This window comes from Paucibacter sp. KCTC 42545 (assembly GCF_001477625.1).
In the GTDB taxonomy this organism is placed as follows: domain Bacteria; phylum Pseudomonadota; class Gammaproteobacteria; order Burkholderiales; family Burkholderiaceae_C; genus Paucibacter_A.
This window is the reverse complement of sequence record NZ_CP013692.1, coordinates 1,349,574-1,367,019: the sequence shown is the minus strand read 5'-3', so window position 1 is coordinate 1,367,019 and position 17,446 is coordinate 1,349,574. Positions and strand designations below refer to the sequence as shown.

Here is a 17,446-nt window from a genome sequence, read left to right as displayed (position 1 = left end):
GACTTCTCAACAAAATGATGCGATTGAGGCTGTAGTCACCGAGACTTGTAGATGCCAACCAGATAGGAACGCATCGATCTTGAGTCCGCGATTTCAAAGGTTTGACCACTTCACATGCTGAAATCGCAAACGTCGTGCAACGTCGGGGCCTTAGCGACCCGCAGCGAGGGTCTCGAGGCGGTCAGTCACTTTTGCCGTCAACTGCTGGAGCCCCTCACCGTTGTTGAGGTACTGGATGTAGCGCAGGTGACGGAGATCAAACGGCACGTCATCAGCGGACTGGGTGATCAAGATGACATCCTTACCCAGGGAGTGCGCAATTCCGGCCTCGTAGAACACGTTTGCATTCTTTCCGGTCAGATCGCAAATCACCACGCTCGATTTGCAAATCAATGAAACCACATCCTGAATGATCGCATCGTGGTTCCAGATGTCATCGGCCCTTTTGCACTTTTTCCCAACCGCTTCAGCCGCCGCACCCAGTGCTGCGTAGACACCGTCAAAACCCGCACTAAAAGGCATCATGGCTGACACCATCCGATTATTCGCAGGCTCGGGGCTCAGCTGAAATACTTTTGGCGTCGGCAGATCACTGTACAAATTCCGCAGCAATGCCTTGTAAAGATCAGCGTCCTTTATTGCCCAATGTGTACGACTGAACTCAAATTCTTCGATCCCAAGCTCCCGGGCCATCCGCAGCAGTGACGAATTCGGAATCGGACGGATGGCGGGATCAACCGCATATTCGATTTGAAAATCTGTGCCCGAAAGTTTGAGCTGCGTGATGGTTCCGACATACGCAACCTGGTTTCCTGCGCCCTGAGTTTCGGACATAAACAACGTGGGCAGTTTTGCCACCGCATTGATATCCAGAACTTTATTCGGCATGAAGCGCTGAGCAATGGCGGCGTCGGTGTACTCCAGTACGCGGCCACTGCCGAACGAGTCACGATGGGGCTCCCAGCCACCGCCCGAAACGATCAAATTAAACATCCATCAATCCCATCACTTGAGTTCGTACCAAACACCACGCCCGCTGCCCTGCTGATTCAAATGACCGTGCTCGACCAGGTTGCGGAAATGTTGCTTCAGCGTGTTACGGCTGACACCCGTCAATTTGATCGCATCGCCAATCGTGACGCGCCCGTGCTCGCGGGCAAATTCGACGATCTGCAGTGACAGCTCGGGCAAGGCAGCCAATACGATCTTCTCGCGCTCCACCTTCTTTTCAAGCCGCCGTACCTGCTCGGCCAGTGACCGCAGGAAGAACACCAGCCACGGTTGCCAGTTGGGAGCATCGGTCCGGATGGACCCCTGCGTCTGCCGCAAGGCTAGGTAGTAAGCCTCTTTATTCAGCTCGATCACGCTCTCCAGTGAGCTGTACGGCACGTAAGCGTAGCCTGCCTGAATGAGCAACAAAGTGGTCAAGACACGACTGAGGCGGCCATTGCCATCTTGGAACGGGTGGATCTCCAAGAACACCACGACGAAGATGGCAATGATCAAAAGCGGGTGCAACTGCGCCTTGTCGCGCTCCCCATTCACCCAGGCAACCAATTCAGCCATCAGACGCGGCGTGTCGAACGGGCTTGCCGTCTCGAACACGATCCCGATCTGCACACCGTTTTCATCGAAAGCGGCCACGCTGTTTGAGTTGGTCTTGTACTGTCCGCGGTGCCGCGAGTCCTTCTCACTGTGGCGCAGCAGGATCTGGTGCAGTTGCTTGACGTGGTTCTCGTTGAACGGAATGTCACGCCAGGAGCTGAACACCAAGTCCATCAGTTCGGCGTAGCCAGCCACCTCCTGCTCATCACGGGTCTCGAAAGACTGGATGGCCAGGTTGGAAAGCAGCTTCTCCACTTCCCTGTCGGACAGCTTGCTGCCCTCGATACGGGTTGACGACCCGATGCTCTCGATGGTGGCCACCCTGCGCAAGGCAGACAGACGATCAGGCGCAAGGGTGCCCAAGGCACGCCAAGCGCCTTTGAACTCATCAATCCGAGCGATCAGGCTCAAGATCTCGGGGGTGATCTGAAGGGTGTCAGAGCGAAGCATAGAACCAATAATACACCCAATAACACCCATTTCTCAAGATGTGAACCCTGCGGAGTCCCAACGGAAGAATGGGTGTGAATGGATGTTTTATTGGTTCACGCCCTGCGGCTTGTGGTGCTCAGCAGTTCCCATACGAATTTTCGTATGGAGAAATTTGATGAGCACCAAAATTTGCGCTTGCTGTGCCCAGTCTTTCCAGCCAGACCCACGCGTCAAAAACCACACCTACTGTTCAGCAGCGGACTGTCAGAAAGAACGACGCAAGGCGTGGCGACAAACCAAAATGAAGACGGACCCCGACTACCGTGACAACAAATCCCGTATCCAGCGAGACTGGCTGGATCGTAATCCCAATTACTGGCGCGAGTACAGAAAGAAGGACGTCAACAAACCGCAGCCATCATTTTCAGAATCCCCGGTCGCCGACAGGCCAATGTCCGGTCTGTACCACATCAGATTCGTGCCAAACACGGACCTTGCTAAGAGCGACGCGTGGATTGCTGAAATTACCCCTGCTTGCATAAGTTGTCCATGCAAAGTGAACGCGTGCAAAGACTCCACCTGATCGACAGCTGATTTCATTGGCATTACCGTTGCGCCCAAATGAGCTCTCGAACACCTGCATGGCAACCGCCTCAACGGTACCTCGACGCTGGCAACCACCGGCGCCACAGCTACAGATGAAGTGAAACGCAGGGCCCGAGAGCACCAATCAAAAATTGTGTGATCGGTCCCTATGCAATCAGAAGAATCAGAAAGTGGAAGGCCAGACCAACCTGCCTTGTTCCGAGCCGCCGAATACGTCCGGATGTCGACCGAGCACCAACAGTACTCGACCGAAAACCAGGCCGACAAGATCCGCGAGTACGCTGCTCAACGCGGCATCGAGATCGTGCGGACCTATGCCGACGAAGGCAAAAGCGGTCTGAACATTGGCGGGCGGCTGGCGCTGCAGCAATTGATCAAAGACGTGGAGTCCGGTACCACCGACTTCCAAATGGTGCTGGTGTATGACGTCAGCCGCTGGGGCCGGTTCCAGGACGCTGACGAAAGCGCCTATTACGAGTACATCTGTCGCCGCGCTGGCATCCACGTCACCTACGTGGCCGAACAGTTTGAAAACGACGGCTCACCGGTTTCCACCATCGTCAAAGGTGTCAAACGTGCCATGGCGGGCGAGTACAGCCGGGAACTGTCCGCCAAGGTGTTTGCCGGGCAGTGCCGCCTGATCGAATTGGGGTACCGGCAAGGTGGCCCGGCCGGTTACGGCCTGCGCCGCGTCCTGATCGACCAGAGTGGCTCCGTCAAAAGTGAGTTGACTCGTGGAGAGCACAAAAGCCTGCAAACGGATCGGGTGATCCTGATGCCAGGCCCCGACTCCGAGGTACAGACGGTCAACCAGATCTACAAGTGGTTCATCGATGGCGGCATACCGGAGTCGGAAATCGCGGCCCGACTCAATGGCCAGGGAATTCGTACCGACTTGGACCGGGATTGGACCCGGGCCACTGTCCGCGAGGTGCTGACCAACGAAAAGTACATCGGCAACAACGTGTACAACCGGATCTCCTTCAAGCTCAAAAAACACCGGATCACGAACCAACCGGACATGTGGATCAAGAAAGAAGGCGCCTTCGAGGCGATCGTGCCGCCGGAGGTGTTCTACATGGCTCAAGGCATCATCCGGGCCCGGGCGCACCGGTTCAGCAGCGAGGAGTTGATCGAAAAACTGCGCAACCTGTACCAGCATCGTGGCTTTTTGTCGGGTCTGATCATCGATGAGGCCGAAGGGATGCCGTCGGCCGCCGCTTACATCCACCGCTTCGGCAGCCTGATCCGGGCCTATGAGGCGGTGGGCTTCACCCCCGATCGGGACTACCAGTTCCTGGAGGTCAACAAGTTCCTGCGCAAGCTGCACCCGGAAATCATCGGTCAGACCGAACGGGCAATCGCGCAACTCGGTGGCACGGTCGTGCGAGACCCGGCCACCGACCTGCTGACGGTGAACCGGGAGTTCAGCATTTCGGTCGTTTTGGCCCGGTGCCAAACCCACGACAGCAGGCGTCTGCGCTGGAAGGTTCGCTTCGACACCAGTCTGGCACCTGACATCACGGTGGCCGTGCGCCTGGACCAACCGAACCAAGCTCCACTGGATTACTACTTGCTCCCGCGCCTGGACTTCGGCCTGCCACGCATCAGCCTGGCCGAACACAACGGCATCGAGTTCGAGAGCTACCGCTTTGACAGCCTGGACTATCTCCACGGCATGGCAGAACGTACCCGCGTCAGGAGGGCCGCATGAGCAAAGAACATCCGTCCAGCAATCTCCAGATGATTCCGATCGACAAGATCGAAGTCCTCAATCCGCGCGACCGCAATGGCCGAATCTTCGATGACATCGTCGGAAACATCAAGAACATTGGCTTGAAGAAGCCGATCACGGTCACGCCGCGCAAGGACGGCGATGGCCGGGAGAAATTCTTGCTGATCTGCGGTGAAGGTCGGCTCAAGGCCTTCAAGTCCCTGGGCGAGACCACCATCCCGGCCATGGTCGTCGATGTCAGCGACGAAGACGGTTTCATCATGAGCCTGGCTGAAAACATCGCCCGCCGCCAGGGGCGAACCCTGGAGTTGCTGGCAGGCATCGAACAGATGCGAGATCAGGGCTACGACAAAAAGGCCATCGCCCAAAAGACGGGGCTTGGCCAGGACTACGTTCATGGCATCTTGCAGTTGCTCAAAAACGGCGAGGAGCGGCTACTGATTGCGGTTGAAAGTGGCCGCATCCCGCTCAACGCTGCGCTGGCCATCGCAGGGGCTGGTAGTAATGACAAGGACATCCAGGCGGCCCTGCAAGAGGCCTATGAAAACGGTCAATTGCGCGGCAACCACCTGATCCAGGCGCGCAAGGTCATCGAAAAGCGCCGATCGCTGGGGCGGTCAATCGCAAGGGGGGCTCCGCGCAAGGTCCCGGACGTGACGTCCTCCAGCCTTATCAGGACGTACCAGCACGAGGTCGAACGGCAAAAGCTCATGGTCAAGAAGGCGGAATTCGCCCAGCAGCGACTGCTCTTCGTGGCTGAAGCCATGCGCCAACTCATGGCCGATGAGAACTTCACCAACCTGCTGCGCGCCGAGGGGCTGGATAGCCTTCCAAAATACATTGCTGAACGCGTCTGGCCCGCAGGAAACGCCTCATGACGCAAAGCAACCTGGGATTCATCCCTGACCCCATTACGGTGGCCTTCGACAAACTGTTGCCCTCTCGCAAAGCCCCTGACGGTCTCATGAGTTCGCGCAAGTTCAAGCAGATCATTTCCTCCATCGATGCCGTTGGCCTGATCGAACCCCTCACGATCGCCAAAGCAGACAGGACCAGTGGTATGCACCTGCTGCTGGACGGGCACATCCGAATGTTTGCCTTGCAGGAATTGGGCTTCACTGATGCTCCATGCCTGATCGCCAAGGACGACGAGAGCTACACCTACAACAACCGTATCAACCGGTTGTCGACCATCCAGGAGCATTTCATGATCCGGCGGGCGGTGGACCGTGGCGTCACACCGGCTCGATTGGCGAAATCATTGGAACTGGACCTGGAGCACATCACCAAGAAGATCAACCTGCTGGACGGGATCTGCGCGGAGGCTGTTCGACTGCTCAGGGACAAGCACTTTTCGGCCAACCTGAGTCCGGTCCTGCGCAAGCTCAAACCGACGCGCCAGGTCGAGTGCGTCGAACTGATGGTGGCCACAAACAACATCACGGTGTCCTACGCCCAGGCCTTGCTGGCGGCCACGCCCCCAAACATGCTGGTCAACGAGGGAGGCCCAAAGAAAGTCAAAGGTGTCACCGCCGATCAAATGGCGAAGATGGAGCGCGAAATGGCAAACCTGGAAAGTCAGTTCAAGCTGGTCGAGCAGTCGTACGGGCAGGACGTCCTCAACCTGGTGCTGGCCAGGGGCTACCTGACGAAACTGCTGGACAACGAAGCCGTGATCCGGTTCCTGTCGCAGAACAACCCCGACATCCTGCGCGAGTTTTCGGGGATCGTCCAGGCCACGGCTCTGGACAAGTAGTGAATGCAGGGCCCTGGAATGCCCGGGGAGGATGTGTCAGATCCTCCGCTCGGCTCCTCCCTTGATGAGGTTACGCCTTTTGCGAACTCAGGAGCTGGCATCCATCGCAATGCGCCGCACCCCCACCGGTCTTGCCTTTACGGCTTGGTTGGCGAGGTGGCCTGTGCTGGCGGCGAGGGAACGGAAACCAATCCCTATGCCATCGCAGCCAATTTCATCGCATATCTTTCCTGCGCCATTGGTCGGGGCGTGTACCTGCCCATTGGGAATACTTGGCACCACACTCGAATTTTCTGCCTGCACATCGGGCGCTCGGGGCGCGGCCGCAAAGGCGACGCCGTGCAACTTGTCTTGCGAATCGATCAGGCCCTGCGCGAGTTGGATGATCGTTTTGCACCGCAGATTCACCGTGGCGGCCTGTCCAGTCGCGAGGGCCTTGTGGCCCTGATGCACGACGGCTATCGACAAGGCAAACAGGAAATTCCGGCGATTGACGACAAGCGATTGTGGGTGGTCGAGTCTGAATTCGCGAACGTGCTGCACCAGGGACGCCGCGAAGGCAACACGCTGTCCGCAGCGTTACGAGATTGCTGGGACGGCGTCAGTCTCAAGCCCGCGACGAAGTCGAACCGGATGTACGCCAGTCATCCACACGTATGCCTCAGTGGCGCGATTTCGCCCAGTGAACTGACGGAAATGATGACTGCTCGCGAGTTGACCAATGGCTTTGCCAACCGGTTTCTGATGATCTGGGCCGAGCGATCGCAAATCTTGCCTTTTCCGAAAGCGACACCACAGGCCACCGTGGACGCCTTGGCAAGCAGGGTTCTGGAGATACTCAGATTCACAGGAGCCGATCAGGTGGATCAGCGCGACCACTTGCGGATGGAGTTGTCTGCGCAGGCACAGTGGCGGTACGCCCAACTCTATCGAACCGAACTCAACGAGGATCAGGGTAGCGAAGTGGTCAATTCGATGCTGGAACGCCGTTCGCCGATGTTGCTGCGCTTGGCGATGTTGTTCGCGCTGACCGATTTGCAGACTCGAGTCGATGTGCCGCACATCGATGCAGCGATGGCTTGGATACAGTACATCACGGCATCCGTCCGGTACGTTTTTGTGAGTGCTGCTGACGATGCCAGGATGGCCCATGCGCTCGAACTTTCCAACCGAGTGCTGGCTTTCCTGCACGAGCGAGGTCAGGCCACGCGCAGTCAGATCAGCACAGAATGCTTCCGTGGCAAGGTGCCGAAGTCGTTGATCGATGACAGTCTGCAATGCCTTCTGACGAGTACGCCGCCAAAGATTACTGTGCGGCAGGCCGACCGCAGCGACGGCGCACCTGGCGCGCCACTGCGGTTGTACAGGCTGGCAGCGCCATAGCGCCAGGCTGAGGGGGAATTTTTCGCTGACTTCGCCGACGTTGGTCACCCGCAAGTGCTTGTCGCATCACTAATTTCGCTGATTTCGCTGATTTCGCCTAAGTCCTTGCACGGACGTTACCAAGAGAAAATCCAAAACTGGGTCACATCCTGTAGCGCATTGGCGCGGATTGCTTTTCCTTGATCAGTTTGCCAATGAGGTTGCTGGTTACGCCGACATCTCGTTGGTCAAGTGTCAGAATTACCTTCTGGGACTCATCAAAGCGACCCTGCTCTCGGTACAGCTCTGTAAGCTCCATGGTGTACCCAGGCCGCGAGGCGAAGCCCCATTTCTCCAGTATCGCGCTCAATAGCTTCATGTTTTCAAGCTGCGCGTCTGTGGCTTCGAACGCCGGATACGTGAACGGGCTGTCCACCGGCCTGCTGTAGCTGGGCGGTTTCTGGCGGCGCAACTTATCCCACCAAGTTCGGCGATCGGGGTTGGCGGCCTCCCATGCCGCCTTGGTGGTGGCTTCTTCCGCATCCCTGTGCTGACGGTAAGCCTGTCGATATTCGTGATTGAGATGTCGCCAGTACCCGAGCCTTGCCGCAACCTCCATTTCCTCGCTTGCTGCCTTGGAAATGCACTCGGGTAAAAGCTCATCTGGTACACGATCCATATACGGCAGCTCCGAGGAGTCAGCGGCATCGACTGCGACCATGTCTTTCAGCAAGACAAATTGACCGCAAGTGCAGCGACGAATCCCCTCATCGTTAGGCATGAGTGAGTACTCTCGCCAGCCGTCGGTCCAGTATTCGAATGCCGAAAAGTTCATCGACACATACCTGGGAAAGGAATACTGTGCCCCACAACACGTCGAAGCCATAATTCTGACGCCACGAACAATGGTCATACTGAACTTTGCCTTGCAAGCTCACCACAGCCGCGAGCGCTGTCGAGGTTCCGAGATTTACCCAAGGCTGTATCCATCACGATCCGGTTCAATCATGCTGTTTTCGAGTATCTGCGTCACACCCATCGACAGCACTTCGTTTTCCGACTCGGGGAACCCGTAGGTATCAAACAGGTAATTAACGGCTGCAAATCCTCTCTCCAGAAAGTGCTTCAGACCTTTCGAATCGATGTGCGCGGCACCGGGTGCGACTTCAATCGCCGAGGCCAAACACATTGCGACCACTTTGATGGACTCATCTGCCTGATTGAAGAAAAACAGCCAGAACGGCCATTCGGCATCCAGCGCGCGCAAGTAATGGCAGACCTCAGAAATCTCGTACAGCTCTCGCGGATCACTGTCATACCCGCTGATCATCAACGACAAGCGCCCCTTGTAGGCCCATGCGTGTTCAGGGCGTTCGACAGGAACGAGGGACCGGAGGAAATCGAGAGAGCTTTCAACATCCATATCATCGATCAGCTGCCTAGTGATAACAAAAACCACCGGGTCAGTTACTGCAGGTCGCAGGTCGAAAAATCGCTTTGTGGTTTCCGCTTGCTCTTCTGCTCCATCGTCATCCAGATCCTCGTCATCCTCATCTTCCTCGAGTTCGTCGTAGCCATCCTCGTGGCGCGCGAGAAACTTCGTGATGCGCGAGTTCGAATAATTGGCTGCCGCTGACAACAACTCATCCTTCAGCTTGCTGACAATTTCATCTTCTGAGACAGGGACGTCACGAACGCCGTCTGTGTCTGCCTGGTGGTCATCAACATAGTCCGAACCCTCGTCGGTAACTGCCCACAAGGCCATGCGCGCGTCCCTATCCAGCAACTCGACGAAGCCAGTCAAAAGACCCTCCATAGTCTCGAGGTAGGCATCCCAAAAGATGGACTCTTCCTGTTGTACCTGGACGCAAATCTCCTCCCACACATTTTTCAGGCCCGAGTCATCTCCGGAGAGCATTTCATTGGCATCCATCTGCTCCAAAGCCGCTATGGAATCCTTGATGAGCTTGTCGCTCAGTTGCCTTGCCCAGGCTGCAACGATGTGCTGTTCGATTCGCATCCGCGCCACCGTTAAAGCAGTTCAGCCTGTCGGCCGTACAGCTCGTCAAAAACAGCCTCTAGCGCAGGATGCACACCACGAAGCCCTGCCACAACCCTTGCTGCCCAGTCAAAGTACTCCCGTTTTCGGTCAGCACTCCAGTCCGCTGGCGGGGATGCCAGGATGTCCCTGAGATTGCAGATCTTGTCGGCCAGCTTGACGAGTTTGGCCTCCGGCGAAATGTGCGGGGCATGGCGTACCTGTTCTTCTTTTCGCACCGCCTTGTCGAGACTCTTATCGTCGGTCACCTCCAGCACGATGCCAGTCACCTTGGCGCCGAAGATGGCCGCCAGTTCCTTAGCAGTGGTTTCTGTGTCCTCAACGGTGTCGTGCAGCAGTGCGGCACAAATTACTTCCGGCGTTTCAACTCCCCCCTCAACGGCCAACACACTGGCCAACGCCAGGGGGTGATTGATGTACGGGGACGCATCGGCATCCTTTCGACGTTGGTTCTTGTGTTTCTCGGCCGCAAACTGGGCTGCCTTCACAATCGCTGCTGCACTCATCTCTGCTCCCTTCTTTGCATTTAAACCTCACTGTTCTTCATCTACGAAGATTTTCAGGACATTGCCCCATTGATCCCAATCGATCACAAGGCCTTTTTTCTTCCGGGTCTGCAAGGCCTTGAAAACTCGATCGCAAAACTCCGAATGAACCGCCAGAGGATGAAGTTGAGTCCACGGGTGTGCATCAAGCTGCTTCAGGGCACTGCGCCACGTTCCCACCCAGGGACGCTCCGGCAGATCCGTCATATCCTCATCGTCCTCCAGTGCAGATTCATTGGTTTCAACCCGGAACTGCCAGCCCTCGGGAGACTGCACGCCGTACAAGGTCAATGAACCACCTTCGGAACCCACGTCGACGATGACCTGCTTATTCCCGGCTCCGGCGGCAATCGGCACCCACTGAAAGTCGCTCAAGGTCTTCCCGCCAGACAGCACCGTATTGGTGCCAAGAAGAACTGTCACCACGAACTGATGAAGCGCGTTGAGTTGAACCAGCGCGTGCTCCTCCCAATTGGCGGCAGGGTCCTGCAAGAAACCACCCAGCATTTCCTGCAACTTGGCAATTAGCGCAGTCATGCCGTTACCGATGATCTCTGCCAGGTGCTCGCCCTGGTCGCTGCCGCTGAGGTACTTTTTGATGTAGCCCCCCATCTGCTCGGCGCTGTGCCAACCCGGCATCCGGGTGTAGCCCGCGTTGTCATCCGTAAACGCTGCAATCACCTTCCCTACGGCTTCGACGAAGTCTTTCTCGGTCGCTTCTTCGGCCAACGCGCGAATGGCGACGTCGAAAATCTCTTTGACCAGCGCAGTCACCACCTCTGGTGATCCGAGGTATTTCGGCTGCATGGCCAGACCCATTGCCTTCACGAAGCCATCCACCTCCGGCTCCTCCAACGGCTGAAGCAGGTGGTACCGAATGATCTCCTCCAGCAGCTTCAGGTCTTCATCGTCATCCGTGTTGCTGTACTCCCGGTTTTCCCGGTTCACGATCACGTCGGTGACGTAGGCGCCACCCTTGGGGTCAAAGGCGAATCCCACGTCAAAGATCAGGACGCCAGTCCAGCTCCGGTGCATCCTTAGCCGGTCGCCGGTGAAGTACAAAAACCACTTCTGCTCCATTACCGTGGGTAAGAAGCCGCGCCGGATGTTCGCCATCTCATCGGGGTTGAAGCGCAGCTTCGGATAGAGCACGGTGTGCCGCTCAGGCATGGACTTGAGGTCCGTCCAGTCTTCCGGCTGGACATTCGGGTGTTCCTTGTAAGCGATGATCCCGGCCACCTTCTCCGCCGCGTCAAGAATGGCCAGATCCCGATCGCGACCTTCGGCGTTTGGTGACTGCCGAAGCAGATCGCGAGCCTCATCAAAAATTACCCAACGCAAGGCAGCGGTCTGCCAGCTCGGCTTCGCAGGGGGATGCTTGGCATCCATCACGTAGTAGCAGGTGTTGGACGAGGAGCCTTTGAAGACGCCTGGGACGCTGATGCGGATTTCCGCGTCATAGCCCGTTTTCTCTCGCACGGCGCGGATGGCAGCATCGCGCGGTGACTCTCCCTCCTTGGCCACGGTCTTGGCAAAGGTCCAGGCATACCCGCCGTGGTGCTTGGCTGGCTCGCGAAGAAGGACTTTGTGCCCACCACTGACCACCACGCCACCATAGCTGTCTGCGGTGGGTTCTGTTTCGACAAAATTTGGGGAGGTCTGCAACTGGTAGAGCACATCCCAAACCTGGTGATACAGGCTCGCGCGCTTTGGCCCCTGCTTTTTGGCCACCTCTGACTTGAAGTTGCCATAGTCCAAGTTTTCGATCATCCGCGCCATGGCGGCGGAGACCTCGGCGCGCGGCGCGACCGCCCTGAAACGGTAGTCGGTATCGAGACTCTCCTGGATCGGCCCCAAGCCAGGAAGATAGTGCTGCTTGAGAGCTGCCAGGTCGCTACGGACTCGCGAGCGCACCGTCAACGTGCCGTTCTGCTTGTCGCCCGGCTTCTGTACAACGCTGAAAAATCCGACGGAGGTGATGAGCCACATAGTTTTGCTCTCCTTGACTTGCACAATCATACTTCAATCAGACTCTTTTTGATGCTGATTATTTAACTACAGGATCGTATCGACACACAACAATCGACCCTTTATACTCTCGACGATCTACATCAGTCCACTTGGAATCGAGTAACAGAAGATGACCACAGATCGCCTACAAGAACTTGGACACGCCCAGCGTGACCGAATGGCGTACATCGAGCTGCGACTATGGTTCGTGGGCGAAATCCGCCGCCAGGACATGGCGTCCCGCTTCGGAATCCAAACAGCCGCAGCTACCCGAGACCTGGGGCTCTACAAAGAGATGGCCCCAGCAAACATCGAGTACGACGGGAGCTCCAAGACATACATCATTGGGCGAGCGTTCACGCCTCTGTTTGACTTTCCGGCCGAGCGAGTCCTGACGTGGCTGGCTGAAGGCTTTGGGGATGGAGAACCGGTCCGCTCCCGCACCGGTATCACCTGCGACATTCCCAACAAGCTGGGGCAGCCCGATCTCAGCACGCTGGCCAGCATCACCCGGGCCATCAGTCACAAGTGCCCCGTGCGAATCAAGTACCAATCTGTCGAAAACGGCCAAAGCGAGCGTGAGATCGTCCCTTTCGCCTTACTGGACACTGGCTTGCGCTGGCACACCCGCGCCTTCGACCGCAAGTCGGGTGAGTTTCGAGACTTTGTGCTGACCCGGATTCAAGACCCTGCCGTGTTGAAAGATGCCCATGTTGAGGCACATGAGCGTCCTGATCAGGATATCCAGTGGACTCGCATCGTTGAACTGGAGCTCGTTCCCCACCCAGATCAGTCACGACCAGAGGTCACTCTGCTGGACTACGGCATGCGCGATGGCCTGCTCAAGATGAATCTGCGCGCCGCCACTGCCGGTTATGTGTTGCGCAAGTGGAGCGTGGACTGCTCCCCCGATCACAGCCTGCGAGGCCCTGAATATCGACTGTGGCTGCGGGATCACCTGGCGCTCTATGGCGTGAAGAACGCGCTGCTCGCACCCGGCTACCGCTCGCCTGACCACCTTCGGCCAGAAGCCGAGGCGGAATGAGGGGCTGCTGATGCTGACAAAACTGGAACGGTACGTAGACCAGCTTGGTGAATTGCACACAAAACTCATCGTGCTGGCTGGGCCGCGTGGCAGTGGCAAAACCAAGTTGCTACAAGAGTTGGGAACCAAGCTGGGTGTCCAGCCGCTGAACGTCAACTTGGAGTTGGGGCGTCGCTTGTCGGCTACGCCGCACGCAGCGCGTGGCTTTTCTGCGGGCCAGCTGCTGCGGGATATCGCTGACAAGCAGGGTAAAGAAGAGGTGCTGCTGCTCGACAACATCGAGTTGTTGTTTGAGCGTGGCTTGGAGATCAATCCGCTGGATCTGATCAAACGACTGGCGCACTCCAAGCGCGTCGTGGCCGTTTGGCCCGGCGAACTGCGCGGGAATCGGCTGTATTACGCCGAGATGACCCACCCGGAATACCGCGACTACGACGCTAATGGCGTGGTCGCACTTGAGATTTAAAGCTTAGGGGAACGAGGAAAACATGGCTAACAAGATGAAATACGGTGATCTGGTCCAGTTCGAGCAAATCGAATCGGTCATTCAATTGCTCGACGCCGGGCGGCCCGATGAGGCCAAGAAGCTCGTCACCACCTACGTCATTTCCGATGACATGGCCGAGCGGATCGCCAAGCTCATGATTCCTCAAATCAGCTTCGACGACACCGTTGACCATAAAGGTGTGCTGATCGTCGGCAACTACGGCACGGGTAAGTCGCACCTGATGTCGGTGTTGTCGCTGGTGGCCGAAGATGCGGCCTACGCCCCTATGCTTCGCCATCCGAAGGTGGCCGAAGCCGCTGCGTCCATCGCGGGCAAGTTCAAGGTGCTGCGTATCGAGGTGGGTGGTCTGGAGATGCCCCTGCGCCAAATCATCACCCGCAGGCTGCAAGAGTTCCTGGCCAACCTTGGCGTCTCCTACACGTTCCCCACGGCCGACCAGGAGCTGGACAACAAGCACTCCTTCGAAGAAATGATGGGAGCGTTTGAAGACGTCTACCCGGGCCAAGGCATTCTGTTGGTGGTGGACGAGTTCCTTGAATACCTCGATTCCCGTCGCGGCCACGAACTGGCACTCGATCTGGCCATCCTGCGCCAGATTGGCGAAGTCACCAAGCACCTCAAGTTCCGCTTTGTTGCAGGTGTGCAGGAAGCCATTTTTGATAGTGCCCGCTTCGAGCACGTGGCCAGCAGCATGCGCCGCGTGCACGAACGCTTTACGCAAATTCTGATCGACCGCAATGACGTCAGCTTTGTGGTCGCCGCGCGCTTGCTCAAAAAGAGCGCCGATCAGCAAAACAAGATCCGCGAGTACCTCACGCCGTTCACCAAGTTCTACGGCTCCATGAACGAACGCATGGACGAATACGTCCGACTGTTCCCCGTTCACCCGGACTACCTCAAAACCTTTGAGCAGATCCATTTCGCCGAAAAGCGGGGCGCACTGACCACCATCGAAGCCGCGATGAAGGCGCTACTGGACCAGGAAGTACCCACCGACAAGCCCGAGCTCATCAGCTACGAGAGCTACTGGCAGACCATCAAGAAGAATTCTGCGTTGCGCCCAGATGCCAACATCAAGGAAGTCCTGCGCGTCTCCGATGTGCTGGAGTCTCGCGTGCAGCAGTCGTTCACCCGGCCAGCCTACAAAGGGATGGCGCTGCGCGTCATCAACGCACTGGCCGTGCATCGCCTGACCACCGGCGGCGACATTCACGTGCCTATCGGCCCCACCGCAGCAGAGTTGCGTGACGCCCTCTGCTTGTTTGACCCAACGATTGCTGACTTGCCCGGTGATGCGGCCGAGAACTTGCTCTCAAAGGTCGTGACGGTCCTGCGGGAAGTGCTCAAAACCGTCAACGGCCAGTTCATCTCTAAAGCCGCTGACACCGAGCAGTACTACCTCGACCTGAAAAAAGACATCGACTACGACGCGCAAATCGAAAACCGCACCGGTAGCCTCGATGACGACCAACTTGATCGCGCCTACTACGCGGCCCTGCTGCAGCTGGTTCGAGAGAATCCGAACGATCCAAGCTACGTCTCTGGTTTTCAGATCTGGCAGTACCAGATCGAATGGCAGGAGCGCCGTGCCGATCGCATCGGTTACCTGTTCTTTGGTGCGCCGAACGACCGGCCCACGGCCCAGCCCGAGCGGGACTTCTACATCTACTTCATCCCGCCATTCGAAAAACGCAAGTTCACAGACAACAACCTGTCCGATGAAGTCTTTTTCCGTCTGAAAGGCCTGGACGAAGACATCAAGCGCCACCTGTCCTCCTACGCTGCGGCGCTGGAACTGGCTTCCACCGCCAGTGGCGGGGCCAAGGCCATCTACATGTCCAAGGCCCAGGACTTCCTCAAAGCCATGGGTAAATGGCTGCAGGAAAAGCAGATGACCGCCTTTGAAGTGACCTACCAGGGCAAAACCAAGACCCTGCAAGACTGGTCCAAAGGCATCTCCCTGCGCGACCGTGCGCGCCTTGGGCCGGATGAGCGCATCAACTTCCGCGATGTGGTCAACATCACTTCTGGACTGGCACTCAGCCAGCACTTTGTGGATCTGGCCCCCGAGTACCCCACGTTCTCGGTTCTGTTTACTGAAGCCAACCGCAAGCAACTGGTCGGCAATGCGCTGCGTGCCCTGGCCGGTGGAAACCGCACCAAAGACGCCGTGGCCATCCTGGATGCACTGGAACTGCTGGACGGCGATCGCATCGAGCCCGCCAGCTCCCGCTACGCCCAGGAAGTGCTGAAGCGCCTGAAGGACAAGGGCCACGGCCAGGTGCTCAACCGCAGCGAACTGCTCTCGGGCACTGCGGATGTCGAATACTTTGCGCCCATCAAGTACCGCTTGGAGCCCGACCTATTGGTCACCGTGCTGAGCGGCTTGGTTTACTCCGGTGACTTGGTGCTGTCCATCACCGGCGACAAGATCGACTCCGGCAAGCTGGTGCAACTGGCTGAACGTTCGCTTGAAGACCTCAAGCAGTTCAAACACATCGAAGCGCCCAAAGAAATCAATGTCGCCGTGCTGAAGGCCTTGTTCGAGTTCTTTGGCTTGGCCTCCGGCTGGGCGCAAAAGGCCACGCAGGGCGACCCGGAATCGGTGCGTGAACTGCAAGACCGCATCAGCGTCATGACGCCACGCGTGCTCAAGGCGGGCTCGGATCTGCAACAAGGCAAGCTCGGCTTTTGGGGCCAAAACCTGCTGCGCGAGGAAGAATCCAAGGACTGGCACGCCCGGCTGGATTCGCTCAAAAAGTTCACCGAAGACCTGTCGCCGTACAACACCGTCGGCAAGCTGAAGAATCTGCGCGTCACCCAAGAGGACATCGAAGCGCAGAAAAAGAATCTGGAGGTCCTGGCCGCCGTTGAGCGCATGCTCGATCTGGTGGTGGAGCTGGGCAGCACGGCAGCCTACCTGTCGCAAGCCGAAATGGTGCTGCCTGCTGCGCACGAATGGGTCAAGCAGGCCGAAGCCGCCCGCAAAGCGATGCAAGAAAAGCTGAGTAAAGACCGCACGGCGGAACACGCCAGCGAGTACCGGCAAACGCTCAACCAGCTCAAGAAGGACTACATCAACGCCTACATCGCCAGCCACACCAAGGCGCGGCTCGGCGTGTCAGAAGAAAAGAGCCGCAACACCCTGCGCAACGACCCGCGTCTGCAAGGCCTGCGCGTCTTGGCCGGTGTGGAGATGATGAACGTCAGCCAGCTCACCACGTTTGAAGAGTCGCTGAACGGCCTCAAAAGCTGCTCAGCACTGGACGAGCCGACGTTGAACACCGTCGCGGTGTGCCCGCACTGCCAATACCGCCCCTCTGCCGAGCAGTTGGAGCTGAGCATCCCCGCCGCCAAAGCACTGCATAAGCTGGATGACGATCTGGATCAGCTCATTGCCAACTGGCAGCAAACCCTGCTGGAAAACTTGGAAGACCCCTTCACACAGGAAAGCCTTGGCCTGTTGCCGGACGCCAGCAAGAAGCTCATCAACGCATTCTTGTCGTCACGCACGCTGCCAGACCCCATCACCAGCGAGTTTTCCAACGCCGTGCAGATGGCACTGGTTGGTTTGGAAAAAGTCGTGGTCAAAGGAGACGAGATCAAGCAAGCGCTGCTGTTGGGTGGTTCACCGGCCACGCTCAAGGACGTGCGCGAGCGCTTTGAGGCCTTCCTGAAAGAGCGCTGCAAGGGCAAGGAAGATCCGGAAAAACTGCGCTTCATCATTGAGTGATGAATCTCCGATCGCATGGCGATGAACCGAAGAATTTGAGGAATTAATGG

14 protein-coding genes are annotated in these 17,446 nt (G+C 57.4%); 8 read left to right on the top strand and 6 right to left on the bottom strand.

What is annotated here, in order from left to right:
• Positions 1–150: 150 nt before the first annotated feature.
• Together AT984_RS23455 and AT984_RS06050 are read right to left on the bottom strand one after the other, a co-directional pair.
• On the bottom strand, positions 151–993 hold the full coding sequence (locus AT984_RS23455; RefSeq protein WP_231741550.1) for a hypothetical protein: 843 nt from the start codon (positions 991–993) through the stop codon (positions 151–153).
• Positions 994–1,005: 12 nt separating this feature from the next.
• Positions 1,006–2,016: a Fic family protein gene (locus tag AT984_RS06050; protein WP_231741548.1), complete on the bottom strand. Its 1,011-nt coding sequence runs from the start codon at positions 2,014–2,016 to the stop codon at positions 1,006–1,008.
• Between the two features lie 196 nt (positions 2,017–2,212).
• Here AT984_RS06050 and AT984_RS22375 point away from each other — a divergent pair, with 196 nt between their 5' ends.
• The 5 genes from AT984_RS22375 to AT984_RS06025 all read left to right on the top strand — a co-directional run bounded on the left by AT984_RS22375 (position 2,213) and on the right by AT984_RS06025 (position 7,517).
• Positions 2,213–2,620 carry a hypothetical protein gene (locus AT984_RS22375; RefSeq protein ID WP_082679818.1) on the top strand — a complete coding sequence of 136 codons (408 nt, stop codon included), beginning with the start codon at positions 2,213–2,215 and terminating at the stop codon, positions 2,618–2,620.
• Between the two features lie 171 nt (positions 2,621–2,791).
• A complete protein-coding gene (locus tag AT984_RS06040; RefSeq protein ID WP_257721173.1) occupies positions 2,792–4,357 on the top strand; it encodes a recombinase family protein in 1,566 nt (521 codons plus the stop codon).
• Positions 4,354–5,256, top strand: coding sequence for a plasmid partitioning protein RepB C-terminal domain-containing protein (locus AT984_RS06035; RefSeq protein ID WP_058719320.1), 903 nt, complete (start codon positions 4,354–4,356; stop codon positions 5,254–5,256). The genes AT984_RS06040 and AT984_RS06035 overlap by 4 nt, the downstream gene beginning before the upstream one ends.
• Positions 5,253–6,134, top strand: coding sequence for a plasmid partitioning protein RepB C-terminal domain-containing protein (locus AT984_RS06030; protein ID WP_058719319.1), 882 nt, complete (start codon positions 5,253–5,255; stop codon positions 6,132–6,134). The genes AT984_RS06035 and AT984_RS06030 overlap by 4 nt, the downstream gene beginning before the upstream one ends.
• Positions 6,135–6,152: 18 nt before the next feature.
• On the top strand, positions 6,153–7,517 hold the full coding sequence (locus tag AT984_RS06025; protein ID WP_231741543.1) for a DUF3987 domain-containing protein: 1,365 nt from the start codon (positions 6,153–6,155) through the stop codon (positions 7,515–7,517).
• Positions 7,518–7,659: 142 nt separating this feature from the next.
• Here AT984_RS06025 and AT984_RS06020 read toward each other — a convergent pair whose 3' ends face one another.
• The 4 genes from AT984_RS06020 to AT984_RS06005 all read right to left on the bottom strand — a co-directional run bounded on the left by AT984_RS06020 (position 7,660) and on the right by AT984_RS06005 (position 12,089).
• The gene (locus AT984_RS06020; RefSeq protein WP_058719318.1) at positions 7,660–8,331 is read right to left on the bottom strand and encodes a hypothetical protein; all 672 of its coding nucleotides are present in this window, start codon (positions 8,329–8,331) and stop codon (positions 7,660–7,662) included.
• Positions 8,332–8,466: 135 nt separating this feature from the next.
• Positions 8,467–9,516, bottom strand: coding sequence for a hypothetical protein (locus AT984_RS06015; RefSeq protein WP_058719317.1), 1,050 nt, complete (start codon positions 9,514–9,516; stop codon positions 8,467–8,469).
• A gap of 11 nt (positions 9,517–9,527) precedes the next feature.
• Positions 9,528–10,061, bottom strand: a complete 534-nt coding sequence (locus AT984_RS06010) for an HD domain-containing protein (RefSeq protein ID WP_058719316.1) — start codon at positions 10,059–10,061, stop codon at positions 9,528–9,530.
• 27 nt (positions 10,062–10,088) lie between these two features.
• Positions 10,089–12,089, bottom strand: a complete 2,001-nt coding sequence (locus AT984_RS06005) for an NUDIX hydrolase (protein ID WP_197418254.1) — start codon at positions 12,087–12,089, stop codon at positions 10,089–10,091.
• A gap of 151 nt (positions 12,090–12,240) precedes the next feature.
• Between AT984_RS06005 and AT984_RS06000 the strand changes: the two genes are divergently transcribed.
• Genes AT984_RS06000 through AT984_RS05990 form a run of 3 tightly spaced genes read left to right on the top strand, consistent with a single transcriptional unit; the run spans position 12,241 to position 17,396 of the window.
• A complete protein-coding gene (locus AT984_RS06000) occupies positions 12,241–13,155 on the top strand; it encodes a WYL domain-containing protein (RefSeq protein WP_058719314.1) in 915 nt (304 codons plus the stop codon).
• 10 nt (positions 13,156–13,165) lie between these two features.
• Complete coding sequence (gene brxF, locus AT984_RS05995; RefSeq protein ID WP_058719313.1) at positions 13,166–13,621, top strand: BREX-3 system P-loop-containing protein BrxF; 456 nt, start codon at positions 13,166–13,168, stop codon at positions 13,619–13,621.
• 22 nt (positions 13,622–13,643) lie between these two features.
• Positions 13,644–17,396 carry a DUF6079 family protein gene (locus AT984_RS05990; RefSeq protein WP_231741542.1) on the top strand — a complete coding sequence of 1,251 codons (3,753 nt, stop codon included), beginning with the start codon at positions 13,644–13,646 and terminating at the stop codon, positions 17,394–17,396.
• The last annotated feature ends 50 nt before the right edge of the window (positions 17,397–17,446 follow it).

What these genes read in the sequence shown, in the direction of transcription:
- AT984_RS06020 (WP_058719318.1), bottom strand. Translation starts at nt 8,331, where the DNA reads ATGAACTTTTCGGCATTCGAATACTGGACCGACGGCTGGCGAGAGTAC.
- AT984_RS06000 (WP_058719314.1), top strand. Translation starts at nt 12,241, where the DNA reads ATGACCACAGATCGCCTACAAGAACTTGGACACGCCCAGCGTGACCGA.
- AT984_RS06015 (WP_058719317.1), bottom strand. Translation starts at nt 9,516, where the DNA reads ATGCGAATCGAACAGCACATCGTTGCAGCCTGGGCAAGGCAACTGAGC.
- brxF (WP_058719313.1), top strand. Translation starts at nt 13,166, where the DNA reads ATGCTGACAAAACTGGAACGGTACGTAGACCAGCTTGGTGAATTGCAC.
- AT984_RS06025 (WP_231741543.1), top strand. Translation starts at nt 6,153, where the DNA reads ATGCCCGGGGAGGATGTGTCAGATCCTCCGCTCGGCTCCTCCCTTGAT.
- AT984_RS06035 (WP_058719320.1), top strand. Translation starts at nt 4,354, where the DNA reads ATGAGCAAAGAACATCCGTCCAGCAATCTCCAGATGATTCCGATCGAC.
- AT984_RS06010 (WP_058719316.1), bottom strand. Translation starts at nt 10,061, where the DNA reads ATGAGTGCAGCAGCGATTGTGAAGGCAGCCCAGTTTGCGGCCGAGAAA.
- AT984_RS06040 (WP_257721173.1), top strand. Translation starts at nt 2,792, where the DNA reads ATGCAATCAGAAGAATCAGAAAGTGGAAGGCCAGACCAACCTGCCTTG.
- AT984_RS22375 (WP_082679818.1), top strand. Translation starts at nt 2,213, where the DNA reads ATGAGCACCAAAATTTGCGCTTGCTGTGCCCAGTCTTTCCAGCCAGAC.
- AT984_RS05990 (WP_231741542.1), top strand. Translation starts at nt 13,644, where the DNA reads ATGGCTAACAAGATGAAATACGGTGATCTGGTCCAGTTCGAGCAAATC.
- AT984_RS06030 (WP_058719319.1), top strand. Translation starts at nt 5,253, where the DNA reads ATGACGCAAAGCAACCTGGGATTCATCCCTGACCCCATTACGGTGGCC.
- AT984_RS06005 (WP_197418254.1), bottom strand. Translation starts at nt 12,089, where the DNA reads ATGTGGCTCATCACCTCCGTCGGATTTTTCAGCGTTGTACAGAAGCCG.
- AT984_RS23455 (WP_231741550.1), bottom strand. Translation starts at nt 993, where the DNA reads ATGTTTAATTTGATCGTTTCGGGCGGTGGCTGGGAGCCCCATCGTGAC.